Origin of the sequence: Afifella sp. JA880 (assembly GCF_025379905.1) — a bacterium.
Classification (GTDB): domain Bacteria; phylum Pseudomonadota; class Alphaproteobacteria; order Rhizobiales; family Afifellaceae; genus Afifella; species Afifella aestuarii.
In genome coordinates this window covers 446860-460863 of record NZ_JAOANH010000001.1, presented here as the reverse complement: position 1 = coordinate 460863, position 14004 = coordinate 446860, and the positions used below count along the sequence as shown (strand labels likewise).

Below are 14004 nucleotides of genomic sequence, written 5' to 3'. Positions count from 1 at the left end.
GACACGTCGTGTCATGCGTCGGATCCTTCGTGTCGCATTTCTATCCTTGCTTGTGGTCGTCGGCCTGTTGGTTTTGGTGACGGGCGGCCTCGTTTACAGCGTGAGCGGGGAGGGCTTCGGCCCGAATTGGATGCGCGATCGCCTCGAGGCGAGCCTCCGAGACCGTGTCCCGCCCGGGGCGCACGTCGAGCTTGGCAGCATCCGTGCCTACTGGGAATCGGGCAGTGGCCTCGTGCTCGAAGCGGGAGACGTCGATTTCAGCTTCGGCCCGGCTTTGCACATCAAGGCCAAGACGATGGCCGTTTCCTCCTCGTTGCGGGACTGGCGCGAGACCTGGATCAAGCCGCGTCACGTGCGGATCTCGCAGGTGGAAGTCTCCCTGCAGTTGCCGGAAAGCGCGACCGAGGCGCAGCCGCGCGCCGAATTGATCCGTCAGTTCGCGCGGTCTTTCTCGGAAGGCGTCGTGGAAGCGGACGTGACCCTGCGCGAACTCGGATTTGAGGATTTCGAGGTTGAGAACATCAAGCTCGAACTGCCGCGTTCCGATCTCCCACCTCTGACCGGGCAGATTTCCGATTTCACCTGGCAGCCGCTGGGAGAGGCGCGCAGCAAGCTGTGGCTTCAGGCCTCCGCGGCCGGGGCTTTCTGGTCGCTGACCGTGGAGCGCACACGCGAGAGCGGTGCCGACATCGTGGAGCTCAATCTCGATGATCTGCCGCTTGCGACGCTCGTTCCGACACTGGCGAACCCGGAGACGCAGCAAAGCTATGCCGGTCGCCTTCAGCTTCATGCGCGTTTCCAGGCGGGTGTGGATGACGTGCAGCTTTTGGGCGAGATCGGGCTGACGCCGGGGCTCGTCACCGTCGACGATGCCAGTTCCTTTTATCTGAACGATGCGCGCTTTGCCTTTACGCTGCCTCCCGAAGGCGACGAGATACTCTTCAACCGGGCCTATGTGGCGAGTTCTGCCGGCCTCTTCGGCCTCGCTGTGGCGCTCGATCTCAACGATGTCGACGAACCGGTGGAGGTGCGTGCGCAAATGCCCTCCGGCGTCGTTTTCGCCCCAGGCGGGGCGCGGGAGCAGGTGCGGGGCGAATTCGACGTCACATTCGATCCGGCCCGCGGCAGCGTCTCGATTGATCGTTTCTCGGTCGCAAACCCTGCCGGTAACATCAGTGTCGTTGGCGGCTGGCATCCCGATGGCGCCTCGCCGGGCCTTGCGCTCGCCGTATCCATCAGCGAGATGCCGAGCTCGCTCTTTGTGGCGCTATGGCCGGGGTTCGTGGCGCCGGGCGTGCTCCACTGGCTTGAGGACAATCTCAAAGAAGGCGTCGTCGGACCGGTCGAGTTGCAGGTTGCATTGCCGCCGGATCACATCGGCCCCGAGGGCAAGGACAAGGTTCTGCCGGAGTACGGTTTGTCCGGCGATGTGCCGTTTCGCTCTGGACGTTTCACACCCGCTCCCGATCTGCCGGACTTTGTCAATGCGAAAGGCTCTGTAAGGCTCGCCGACGCGACGGCGACGATCGCGTTGGATTCGGCCGATGTTGCCGTGCCGAACTATCCGGCTCTCTCGGCCGGAGGGTCTTTGCTCGTTATTCCGGACCTCGGAGGCAAGGACGCCGTCGGCGACCTCACCCTGCGGCTCATCGGTCCGGCGCCCGCACTTGCCGCGCTTTCCAATACCGGACCGCTGGACGTGGCGGCGTCGAAGGGCATTTCGCCGGATGACTTGGCGGGAGAGGCAGAGCTTTCGCTCGTTGCGGCTGTGCCTTTGAAGAAAGAGGCTTCGCTTCTCTCGGTGGAGCCGAAGTTCGAACTCGTCTTGCGCGATTTTTCGAGCAAGGCGCCGATAGAGGGCCACTCCGTCGCGGATGCTGACTTGACGTTGAGTGGGGTCCCCGACGCCTACCGGGTTGCGGGCAAGGCTCGCCTCGACGGGATCGAGGCGAACATCGACATGACGGGGGGCGAGGCCGGCAAGTCCGACACCGACGTTGCCCTCATCCTCGACAAGGCGGCACGAGAGCGCCTCGGCATCAACCTGGATGATTATCTTTCCGGACCCGTGATCGCGTCGATATCCGCCGAAGACGACGGATCGCAGATCATCAATCTCGATCTGACGAAAGCGCGCGTGCGCCTGCCGCCGATTTCGTGGGAAAAGGGCGCGGGTGTTGCTGCCAGCGCCGAATTTCGCGTGAAGACGAGCTCCTCTGGTCGCGATGTCGAGGGGCTTTCGCTGAAAGGCGAGGGCTTCCACGCCTCCGGGTCGCTGAAGCTGACCTCGGACGGAAAGCTCGACAGCCTCGACCTTCACGATGTGGCCCTGCGGCCGGGGGATGATTTCGCGCTGAAGGCGAACGTCTCCGGTAGCACTGGGAGCATCAGCGTGAGCGGGGCTCAGCTCGATGCGCGTGGTCTCATCCGCGCGCTGAAAAGCAGCAAGAAGGGTGCAGGTGCCGGCATGATGCCGTTACGTCTCGATGTCGCGCTCGATCGCGTGAAGGGCGAAAACGATGTCACGGCTTACGGCATCAAGGGCTCTGCGGCGATCGCCAGCGGTCGCCTCCACGGGCTGAACCTTTCAGGCGTGCTTGGGGATGCTGCCGGTGGCGCCTTCAATTGGCGCATCACCGAGAACTCGAAACTGCGAGAGCAGGTGCTGGATGCCGCCGACGGCGGAGCGGTCCTGCGCTTTGTCGATCTCTATGCACGTGTCCGCGAAGGGCTCTTTACCCTCGTCATGCGCGGTCCGCCGGGTGGCGACAGCGCGTCTGGAGAAGCCTGGCTGCGGGACTTCCGCGTTGTGGAAGAGGCCGCACTCGCCGAAGCCGTCCGTCCGGCGACGCGCAAACGCGACCAGCCGGGGTCGCAGCGGGCGCGCGAACAGATCACCGAGGAGGTCGACACCTCCAATATGACTTTCACGAAGCTCCGCGTCCCCTTCCGCATGGAAAAGGGAGTGGTCGCGATCGATGAGGCTTATCTGCGCGGGCCGATGCTAGGAGCGACCGCGAGCGGGACCATCAACCTGACCGATGAGAAGATCGCCTTAAGCGGAACCTTCATCCCGGCCTTCGGCATCAACAACATGGCGGGTACGATCCCGATCTTCGGACAGATACTCGGGGGCGGTCAGAACGAAGGCCTGGTCGGAGTGACCTTCAAACTCTTCGGCAATCTCGGCAATCCATCTCTCAAGATGAACTTGATGTCGGCGATCGCACCCGGCATTTTTAGAAAGATCTTCGAGTACCGCTGAGGCCGCCGGAATGCGGCCTCGATGGTGTGTGGCGCCGTGACGGCAGGCGGGCGGCTTAGGCCGCCCCGCCCATACGCAAAAGCGCGTGTTTCTTGCGGCCGCTCGAAAGCTTCACGGCACCGTCCTCGGAGAGGTCGGAAAGGCCAATGAGGGCGCGCTCATCGCTGACTGGCGTATCATTCACCTTGATACCCCCGCTGCGGATGAGACGCCGGACTTCGCCATTGGAAGTGGCAAGACCCGCACGCACAAAGGCGGAAAGCACGCCGATCCCGGCCTCGAGCTCGCTGCGCTCCACTTCGATGCTCGGCAACGCATCACCCGTCTGACCGGCTTCGAAGGTGCGCCGCGCAGTCTCTTCGGCGTCCTTCGCCGCGTCGCGGCCATGAAGGAGCGCCGTGGCCTCCGTGGCGAGAACCTTCTTCGCCTCGTTGATCTCTTCGCCCTGCAAGACTGCCAGACGTTCGATCTCGTCGAGGGGGAGGATCGTGAAGAGCTTCAGGAAGCGACCGACATCCGCATCGGCGGCGTTGCGCCAGAACTGCCAGTACTCGTATGCCGACAGCATGTCGGGGTTGAGCCAGACAGCTCCCTCCGCGGTCTTGCCCATCTTGGCTCCCGTCGCAGTCGTCAGGAGCGGGGTGGTGAGGGCAAACATCTCCACCTGTTCCATCCGGCGTCCAAGATCGACACCCGAAACGATATTGCCCCATTGGTCGGAGCCGCCCATCTGCAGGCGCGCGCCGTAACGTCGGTGAAGCTCGACGTAATCGTAGGCCTGCAGCACCATGTAATTGAACTCCAGCAAGGAGAGGTGCTGCTCGCGCTCCAACCTCAGCCGCACGGAATCGCGCTGAATCATCTGGTTGACGGAGAAATGCCGCCCGACATCGCGCAGAACGTCGATGTAGTTAAGTTTCAGAAGCCACTCGGCATTGTCCGGCATGATGGCGTCGTTGCCGCTCTCGCCGAAATGCAGAAGCGGGTCGAAGGCGCGTCGGATGCCCTGCTTGTTCGCCTCGATCTCGGCATCGGAGAGGATTTTGCGGCTTTCGTCGCGACCGGACGGATCGCCGATCCGCGTCGTGCCTCCGCCCATCAGCGCGATCGGCCGATGCCCTGTCTGCTGCAACCAGTAAAGCATCATGATCTGCACCAGGCTGCCGGCATGGAGGCTCCGGGCGGTGCAGTCGAAGCCGATATACGCGCTCACCATCTCCTTCGACAAAAGGCTATCGAGCCCTTCCGGATCGGAGATCTGATGGATGAAGCCCCGGGCCTGGAGCGTGTTGAGGAAATCGGATCGAAACGTGGTCATGGGTTCGTTAGTTGCAGGAATGATATGGGGTGCTCCCTTAGCACCTGAAATCACGGAGCGCGAAGGGCGTGACAAAATTTCGTAGCACTTTGGGGGTGATCAGCGGCACATCGATGGATGGGGTCGACGTTGCGCTGCTTGAAAGCGACGGCGAAACGCTCGGCGATATCGGCCCTGCCGCGACTTATCCTCTTGATGATACGCACCGGGCGCTGCTGAGGCGCGCGATGGCGGCTGCAAAAGACGGTGCTGTGCGAGGCGAGCCGATCATCGACGAGGCGGAGGCCACCGTCACCAAAGCGCATGAGCTCGCTCTTCGTCGCTTTGTTAGCGATCACGCGTTGCGGCTCGAAGATATCGCCTGCGTCGGGTTTCACGGACAGACCGTTTTTCATGCGCCTGAACGCGGCATTACGCTCCAACTCGGAGACGGCCAGGCCCTCGCCGATTCGCTTGGCGTTCCAGTTGCCTGGGATTTCCGAACTGCCGATATGATCGCAGGCGGCGAAGGTGCGCCGCTCGTTCCGGTCTATCATCGTGCGCTCGCCCGACGCCTGGGCCGCGGATTGCCGATCGCCTTCGTCAATATCGGCGGCGTTGCCAACGTGACCTATGTCGGCGAGGGCGACACCTTGATCGCGCTCGACACGGGGCCGGGCAATGCGCTGATCGACGATCTCGTGACTTCGCGCCGAGGCCTGGCATTTGATGCTGACGGTGAAATCACGATGCGTGGGCACCCCGATGTCTCACGGGTTGAGAGGTGGCTCGAGCATCCCTTCTTCACGCGGCCGGTGCCGAAATCGCTCGACAGAGACGCCTTTGCAGCCACCGATGTGACCGGGCTCGACGACGACGATGCGGCCGCCACGCTTGCCGCCTTCACGGCTTCCGCGTTGAATCGAGGTTTTCAGCTTTTGCCGCAAGTTCCTGATCTCGTGGTCGTTTGCGGAGGAGGTCGCCTGAACCGGGGCTTGATGAAGCTGCTTGCCGCGGAGCTTGCCCCGGCGGAAGTCGTCGCGGCCGAGCATCTGGGGCTCGACGGAGACGCGATCGAAGCAGAGGCTTTTGCCTATCTGGCTCTCAGGGTGGCGGAAGGGCTGCCGCTCACATTCCCCGGGGCCACGGGCGCTCCGCGGCCCTTGCCCGGAGGCCGCTGGAGTCGTCCCAACCGCAACAATTAACCTCGAATCAAGCCTTTCGGATCAAGGTCAAGTTCCGAAGAAGGTATCGGGTCCGAGTTCATGCGTAAAATAGCGGCCTCCTTCGCGGATATGTTCCGACGCAAGGCGACAAAACACGGCCGAACGGTCGCACCAGCACAGCCCCTCGAAGAAACATCAGCCCGCGAAACCGCGCCCGCAACGACGCCTCAGGTGATCGAAGCCGGCCGCGAGGCAATCAAGAAGGCTTCCCCCGCCAAGGAGAAGAAGGTCGGGGCCGCAAAACGACAGAAGAAAGCGGCTCGCTCCATTCCAAGCCGGCGCGGCTCGATTGCGGGCGACCAGACGATCGCGGTCTTCGTCACCTTTGTCGGGCTGATCACGGCGGCACTGACCGCTGGCGTTGTGTATTTTTCTGCCGACGAGCTCTATTCGAAATATGTGCGATCGGAGGCGCTCGAGCGCGCGACCTTTGCGGCAGGCCGACTTCAGGAGACAGGTCTGCAGGACAGAGATGGCAGCATCTCTGCCGAAGAGAATGTCGCCCTTAAGACAATCCTGGCGATGCCGGATGTCTTCCGCATCGAGGTGTTCAACCGGGCGGGTGAACGCATCCGCGAATTGAGTGATGCGACGGGCGGCACAGATATTGCTCCCATTGGTCGCGATGAAGCACGTTCACTCATCGAGGCAGGGGAGGGCGCTCTAAGCTGGCAGGACCGCCATGCCGAGGAAGGCGCGGGGCCCTCCTATTACAGCCGTACCCTGGTGCCGATCGAGGATGCAGACGGAAACGCCGACGGCGCGATCGCGGTCTATCTCGACCACAGCGCCGATGAGGCGGGTTTCTGGCAGTGGCTGACAGGAATTCTCGGGACCATCCTGGTGCTGGCGCTAGTCGCCTTCACGATCCCGGCGGTCAGTCTGCTCCTTCGCACGCGTCAGAAGCGCGAGGTCTATGAGGAACTCACCTATGTGAGCGGTCACGATACGCTGACGGGCCTCAGCAATCGCGACGAATTCCTAAGGACGCTGGAGGTCGAAATCCGGCGTCAAAGCGAAGAAGGACATCATCTCGCCCTTCACTACATCGACATCGACCGCTTCAAGGAAATCAACGACACGCATGGCCATGCTGCAGGCGATGAATTCCTGAAGCAGGTGGCCGAGCGGTTACGTGATGTCGTGGAGAAGCCCCAGTACCTTGCGCGGCTCGGTGGCGACGAATTCGCCATCATTCAGCTCGAGGCCGGCGGCACCAAATACGCGGAAATCCACGCGCGACGTATCGGGTCCGCTCTCAACGGCGTCTACAAGGTCGGTGACGGTGAGAACAACGAAGTCGTCGCGAGCGCCTCGATCGGGATCGCGGTGTCCCCGGAGCACGGCGAAAATGCCAACGAGCTCCTGAAGAATGCCGACCTCGCCTTGAACAAGGTGAAGGCGGGCGGACGCAACGATATTTCTGTGTTCACCACGGAGCTGACCACCTCGATGCAGGGTCGTCTGGAAATGCAGGCGATCCTCCGCAAGGCCTTCCGAGAGAAGTGGTTCGTCCTCTATTTCCAGCCGCAGTACGATCTCGTGACGCGGCGCCTCACAGGCTTCGAGGCGCTCCTTCGGCTGAAACATCCCGAGCGCGGCGTCGTCTCACCCACGGAGTTCATTCCGGTTGCGGAAGAGACCGGCCTCATCGAGCCGATCGGCGAGTGGATTTTGAAGGAATCATGCCGTGCGGCAAGCCTTTGGCCGGAGCATTTGACTCTGGCTGTGAACCTGTCGCCCGCGCAGTTCAAGAAGGGCAACTTGCCCCGTTTGATCGCCAAGACATTGAAGCAGACTGGGCTCAAAGCGGACCGGCTCGAGGTGGAGATCACCGAAGGTCTGCTTTTGGAGACGTCCAATCGCGTGCTGTCGCAGCTTCGCGAGATCAAGAAGATGGGGGCCGCCCTCATCATGGACGATTTCGGTACCGGCTATTCAAGCTTGAGCTATCTCTGGCGGTTCTCCTTCGACGGCATCAAGATAGATCGCTCCTTCGTGCACGGCGTGGGCGTCGGCGGGCAGGTGGAGAAGCTTTTGCGTTCCATCATCAGGCTCGGCATTTCGCTCGACCTCAAGGTGATCGCCGAGGGCGTGGAGAGCGCTCAGCAGGCACATTTCCTCGTCGCCAACGACTGCCGCAACGTCCAGGGCTTCCTGTTCGGCTGGCCGGTTCCGAAGGACGAAGTGGCAACCGTGATTGCCAAGGACATTCGCGTAGGAACGCGTGCCGCCCAAAAGCGGCATGACGCGAAGATGATCGAGGCGCAAGAGGCAGGCAATGAGTCAGCGAACGCGCAAGCGCCCGACGAGGGTGTGCGCAAGAGCCGGAACGCCGCCTAAAATTTGGGGAAATATGGTCGTCCGGTCAGCCGGTGTGTCCGGCTGACGGCAAACATCACGCCAGACGATAGACCCGGCTTATCTCGCTCAAAAGCCCGAGGCGTATGAGCTCACCCAGAGCCTCCGAACGTTCTGGGATTCCCCGTGCGGAGCGCCAACCTTCGGCCGCCGCAAGCTGCTCATCCGTTAACGTCACAACGACCTTGTGAACGGTCCCAGATGTCTGCGACTCCAGTTCCTCGCCCACAGCCCAGCAGGATTTTTTTGGTGGCATGACACATGCCCCTTATTTGGGGCGCCGTTGGTGGCAGGCCCGTAACGCCGCCCATTGCTTTACGGGCGCAAAGTAGGCGCAACCGCAAGGCGGCGGTATCTCGGATATTCCGCTACGTAGAAACTGCGTATATCCAAAACGCTGATCGCAAAGAGGCGTCAGCGCATCATCCGGATGAGATCTGCAAGCCCGCGGGCCTCGAGTTTCTCTCGAATGCGGGCGCGGTGTATCTCGACCGTGCGTTGGCTGATGCCGAGCTCGACCGCAATATGCTTGTTGGTCATGCCGAGGACGAGGTGATCGAGAACCTCACGTTCTCGTCCGGTCAATCGGCCCAGCCGCTCCGAGACGATGTGCGGTGGCAGCTTCGAAGATGGGCGGTTTGCCAGCTGGTCGGATGCGGCGCGGATCGCGCCGAGCAGTTGCTCTTCCGAGCCGGGTTTTTCGATGAAGTCGACCGCACCGTTCTTCATGGCTTCGACCGCGAGCGGGACATCACCGTGGCCGGTCAGGATCACAACAGGGATCCCGATGCCATGTTCGGCCATCGTCTTCTGCAAATCCATGCCGCTCAGACCGGGCATTCGCAAATCGATGAACGCGCACAGCCCCTTATCGGCGTCGGCAGCCTCGAGAAAACTCTCGGCGGAGGGAAATGCCTCGGTTTCAAATCCGTGCGCGGAGAGAAGGGCGCCGAGCGAATGACGGACGGACATCTCGTCATCGACGATATAAACCACTCTGCCGCGGGCGGCGTCACGCATCGTCTGGATCCGTAATTCTCAGGGTGAAGACGAAAGTTGCGCCTTCGCCGTTTTCCTGCATCCAGATCCGCCCGCCGTGGGCTTCGACGATGGAGCGGCAGAGCGACAGGCCGAGTCCCATTCCGCTCGTGGTCGAGTTGTGAAACGGCTCGAAGAGCGTGTCTTCCATTTCTTGCGGGACGCCTGTTCCAGTGTCGCAGATGCTGATCTCCGCCATCGGCGAGGCATTGCGGATCGATAACGTCAAGCGCCTTATCTTTCTACCGGCCATCGCCGTGATGCTGTTGCGTGCGAGGTTCAGGATGACCTGAACGATCTGCACGGGGTCGGCGGATAGAGGGGGGATATCGTCGGCGAAATCAAAGACGATCTCGGGGCGAGGTTCGTTGCTCGCGGCGAGGGCGAGCTCGACCCCTTGCCGGACCACCGCTTTGAGATCCACCCGCTCCACGGTGATCTCTCGTTGACCGATGAAATTGCGCAGACGGCGGACGAGGTCTGCAGCGCGCGCCGATTCGCTGACGGCGCTCTCCATAAGGCCACCGATATGGTCAGGCACGGCAATCCCGTGATTGCGCAGCTCTTGCCGGGATGCGTTCACGTAATTGCTGACGGCTGAAAGGGGCTGGTTGAGTTCATGCGCAAGTGCTGAGGCGAGTTCGCCCATCGAACGATCTTGCGCCGCATCCATCAGCATCAGCCGCAGCCGCGCCTCTTCGGCCTCCGCCCTGCGCATCGCCGCCGTTGCGGCGCGCTCGCGATCGAGACTGTTGATGGCAAAGAGCGCGCGCCGCGTGATGCGGAGGATCTCGCCATCGGTTTCCGTAAACGGCTGGCTGTGTCCGCGCCGCTCTTCAAGCCACAGCGCGAAGGAACCCCGGGGAGACAGGCGCGTCGAGCCGTCTTCCTTGCGGATCTCGATCTTCTCGGGCTTGCCAGCCCATCGGATCGTCTCGCTGAAGGCTTCCCGGAAAAGAATGAGCCAGTCGGACCGATCTTCGGAGAGCTCCATCATCGCGGCGCCGGCGATATCGTTTCCGAGATTGTCGACGCCAAGGAGTTCATGCAACTGATCGCAGGTCGCGATCCCACTCGACATTCTTGCAGCCAGCGGGGCGTAGTTGAAATTGCCGACAGGGACCTTTCCGATAGCCAAGACCTCGTCAGCGAGCTTCAAAAGCATGCCCTGCGCGCCCAGCTGGTTGAGCAGGTCGTCTGCATGCGCCTCGATAGTTTCGCGCAACGGCTGGCCGCTTCGAGCCTCGCTCTCAATCGCAAAAGCGGTTTTCTCCGCACAAATACTGGCGCGCAGCTGGCTGGTGTTTTCCAGGCTATGCAGCAGGGCGGAGATGGTCCCGCCGATCAGCTCACAGGCTCTCAATCTGCTCCAGGACAATTCGAGCGGGCTATAATTGTGGCAGGCGACAAGGCCCCACAGCTTGTTTTCGGAAATAAGGGAGATCGAGACGCTGCCCGCCACTCCCATATTGTTGAGGTATTCGACATGCACCGGCGCGACCGCGCGGAGCTTCGAATAGGTGAGGTCGAGAGGAGCCTGAGACCCGGCATCCGCGACAGTGCCGCCGCGCGTCATGATGGGAACGGGCTCGGCGTTGATGTCCGCGATCACGCGGATCACGTTGCGCACGAAATGGCGCCGAGCCGGATCGGGAATGTCGGATGCAGGATAGTGGAGGCCGAGAAAGCTGTCCGGACGCACGGTGCTTTCGGCAATCACCTCGCCGTGCTGGTCCGCCGCAAAGCGGTAGATCATCACGCGGTCGAAGCCCGTCGCCTCGCGCAAGATCTGTGCGCCGACTTGTGCGAGATCTTCGAGGGTATCAGGGATGATCAGTTCGGAAATGACCCGCTGCCGCAGGACTTCGTCGTCCCAGACGCTGCCTGAGCGGCTTTCGGGGTGGACGAACTCCAAAACGAGCCAGTCACCGCAGCGGTGCGGAAAGCATTCGAGTTCGACGGGCTCACCGTCGACAGAGGGAATCTGGAGCAGGGCGGGTCGGAGAAGATCGGGCGCTGTTGGAGCGAGGCGTCGCGCCAAAAGTGCTTCGCAGCCGTCCGCGCCAAGCAGCTCTGCCAGAGGCAGTCCCAACAGGGAGGGATAGTCTCTTCCGAAATAGGCGCGTGTGTTGGTGCTGGCATATTCGATCGTCAACGAGCCGGCGTCGACTGCGATGAGACAGCCGATCGGCTGGATCGCACCGATCATGTGAATAGGCTCTGTGTCGCAGGCGCTGAGATCAACCGGACTGTTCAGCAAACGGCCGTACCCCTTCGAAACGGTGTGACGTCAGCTCTTCCACGCAGGGCGGCCAAGCGACGCATCAAGACGGCGAAATTGCGCGGACGGAGGCTCAACAGCAACCCCGCGAGGGACAAAAGTGCGACACCGGGACACATGGTACAAACGAGTGGCCAAAGTTCGATTCTCTCGAATCTGCCGGTCTATTGGGATCTGGAGCCTTTGAAGCCAGGCGTTGCATCTGAAAAGCACTGTCCGTTGCGAAGCCCGGGATCCCGGGCACGGATATCTGCCCTGCAATAGGCCCCCGGAAATGTTGCACGTCGGCACTGGACAAACCCTTCATAAAGGGAAACGCTCCCAAGAACATGCGTCTTGTCAACGTGCACTGGACGGTTTTTTCCAGATCGCCGCGAACCACGGCGCTTTCGCTCGACATCCGGCTTTCGATCGTTGAACTCAGATGGCCCTGTATTCTCACAGCCTGTCGCCACTCCTGCAGATGGATTCCGTTGCCGTCACATCCCTGATTTCGGCGATTTCGGATCTCGCTTTAGTCGTGGGCAAAGATGGTACGATTAGCGACGTTTCGTACAATCTTGAATCTGCCTCGGGCGACGAGATCATGCAGTGGCGCGGCCAGCCCGTCGAGAATCTTGTTACGGTCGGTAACCGTACCCGGCTGCGCAGGCTGATCGATTCGGCTCGGCGCGGTCGTTTCCTCGAACGTGCGGACGTCAGCCACCCACTCAAAGCTGGCGGTGAGCTCCCTGTGCGGTATTCCGCTCTTCAGGTCGATGGTGGCGACCAAGTGGTTCTTATTGGCCGCGACCTGCGTCTCGTCGTCGAGCTGCAGTCGCGTCTTCTGGCTCATGCGCGATCGGTCGAGCAGCATGCCCGCAGCCTGCGGCAGGCCGAAGCGCATTACCGGCTTCTGTTCGAGACGGTCTCTGAGGCCATCATCGTGGTCGATGCGGACAGCAGAAAGGTGCGCGAGGCCAACGCTCACGCTGCGCTGCTCCTGGGCGTTCCAGGCAAGGCTCTGAGTGGGCGGAAATTCACGGCTCTCTTCCGCAGCAAGCAAAGGCCGGACGTCCAAGCCTTGCTGCAGGCCGTCGGCGAGACAGGGGCGCCGCTCACGATCGAGGTCGAGGCAGAGGGACGCGTTTCGCTCTCCGCCGAGGCGTTTCGGGCAGGTGACCTCCATTTGCTGATGGTCCGGATATCACCGGTGGAGGAGGAGACAGCGCCGGAATCCGATCTTGTCGCCCTTGTCCGTAACGCCCCCGAAGCGGTCATTCTCGCCGATGAGGATGGCAAGATCGTCTGGGTGAACGAGACGTTCCTTAGGCTTGCAGACGTGCCGTTTGCGGCCAACGCGGCCGGGCGTCATCTCGACGATTTTCTGTCGTGGAGCGGACTGACCCAGGATGTGCTTTTGCAGAACGTGCGCCGCCACGGACGATTGCAGAATGTCTCCGGCATCATTGGTAGCCGAAGCGGTGAGAAAGTCGCTGTGCGCTTTTCCGCGCTCACTCTGCCGGAAGGCACGACGCCAGGTTATGGTTTTGTGTTGCGGCCCCTCGGCCCGGATGAGACGCAGGTGGGGGGCGAATCGAGCGATCTGGTCCGGGCGGTTGAGAATCTCGTCGAGATGATCGGCTACACGCCGATGAAGGATCTCGTCCGCGACACGACCGATGTGATCGAAAAAATGTGCATCGAGGCGGCTCTAAACCTCACAGGGAATAACCGCACGGTCGCCGCGCGCGTCTTGGGACTGAGCCGCCAGACCCTTTATCTTAAGATGAACCGCTTTGGCCTCGTCGGCCCCGATGATGAGGCCGGCGAGGACTGATAGCTCGGCGGGACTCGTTGCGGTCAGCTCAAGCCTCGACCTGGGCCAGCCGCTTTTCCAGATAGTCGCTGCAATTGCCGATGAGCTCGTCGACCTGGCCCTCGAAGAAGTGGTTCGCGCCTTTGACGGTCTGCTGATCGATGACGATGCCCTTTTGCGATTTCAGCTTGTCGACCAGAGTCTGGACGGCCTCCGGCGGCGCCACGCGATCGTTCTCGCCGTGGATGATCAGCCCCGAAGACGGGCAGGGGGCGAGAAACGAGAAGTCGTAGATGTTCGGCTGCGGGGCGATGGACATGAAGCCTTCCGCTTCTGGTCGCCGCATCAAGAGCTGCATGCCGATCCATGCGCCGAAGGAGAATCCGGCGATCCATACGCCGCGCGCATCGGGGTGTAGCGTTTGCACCCAATCGAGGGCGGCCGCTGCATCCGACAGTTCACCGACGCCGTGATCAAAGAAGCCTTGACTGCGCCCCACCCCGCGGAAATTGAAGCGCAGAGCGGTGAAGCCGCGCTCCTGGAACATATAGAACAGGCGATAGACGATTTGATTGTTCATCGTCCCGCCGAATCGCGGATGCGGGTGCAGCACGATGCCGATCGGGGCAGTCTTCGTCTTTCCTGGCTGATAACGGCCTTCGAGACGACCGTCGGGGCCGGGGAAAATCACTTCAGGCATGGTTCACAGGACTCTCAACTCGCTGGGTCAGGAAACTT

General features: G+C 61.7%; 8 protein-coding genes. 4 read left to right on the top strand and 4 right to left on the bottom strand.

Annotated elements, in window-relative coordinates; translation table 11 throughout:
- The first annotated feature begins 13 nt into the window (after positions 1–13).
- Positions 14–3265 carry an AsmA-like C-terminal domain-containing protein gene (locus NYQ83_RS02185; RefSeq protein WP_261211985.1) on the top strand — a complete coding sequence of 1084 codons (3252 nt, stop codon included), beginning with the start codon at positions 14–16 and terminating at the stop codon, positions 3263–3265.
- Positions 3266–3320: 55 nt separating this feature from the next.
- Here the strand turns inward: NYQ83_RS02185 and tyrS are convergent, their stop codons facing one another.
- Positions 3321–4583 (bottom strand): tyrosine--tRNA ligase, encoded by a 1263-nt coding sequence (tyrS, locus tag NYQ83_RS02180; RefSeq protein ID WP_261211984.1) that lies wholly within the window; start codon positions 4581–4583, stop codon positions 3321–3323.
- 68 nt (positions 4584–4651) lie between these two features.
- Here tyrS and NYQ83_RS02175 point away from each other — a divergent pair, with 68 nt between their 5' ends.
- Positions 4652–5767, top strand: coding sequence for an anhydro-N-acetylmuramic acid kinase (locus NYQ83_RS02175; protein ID WP_261211976.1), 1116 nt, complete (start codon positions 4652–4654; stop codon positions 5765–5767).
- Between the two features lie 192 nt (positions 5768–5959).
- On the top strand, positions 5960–8131 hold the full coding sequence (locus tag NYQ83_RS02170) for a putative bifunctional diguanylate cyclase/phosphodiesterase (protein WP_261211975.1): 2172 nt from the start codon (positions 5960–5962) through the stop codon (positions 8129–8131).
- 432 nt (positions 8132–8563) lie between these two features.
- Here NYQ83_RS02170 and NYQ83_RS02165 read toward each other — a convergent pair whose 3' ends face one another.
- Positions 8564–9169 carry a response regulator transcription factor gene (locus tag NYQ83_RS02165; RefSeq protein ID WP_261211973.1) on the bottom strand — a complete coding sequence of 202 codons (606 nt, stop codon included), beginning with the start codon at positions 9167–9169 and terminating at the stop codon, positions 8564–8566.
- Complete coding sequence (locus tag NYQ83_RS02160; RefSeq protein ID WP_261211972.1) at positions 9162–11447, bottom strand: ATP-binding protein; 2286 nt, start codon at positions 11445–11447, stop codon at positions 9162–9164. Before NYQ83_RS02160 ends, NYQ83_RS02165 begins: the two co-directional genes overlap by 8 nt.
- A gap of 445 nt (positions 11448–11892) precedes the next feature.
- On the opposite strand from NYQ83_RS02160, the gene ppsR reads away from it, so the two are divergent.
- Entirely contained in the window at positions 11893–13287 is a 1395-nt protein-coding gene (ppsR, locus tag NYQ83_RS02155) for a transcriptional regulator PpsR (RefSeq protein ID WP_314733274.1), read from the top strand.
- 28 nt (positions 13288–13315) lie between these two features.
- On the opposite strand, the gene NYQ83_RS02150 is transcribed toward ppsR, so the two are convergent.
- On the bottom strand, positions 13316–13966 hold the full coding sequence (locus NYQ83_RS02150; protein WP_128293916.1) for an alpha/beta hydrolase: 651 nt from the start codon (positions 13964–13966) through the stop codon (positions 13316–13318).
- Positions 13967–14004 lie beyond the last annotated feature (38 nt).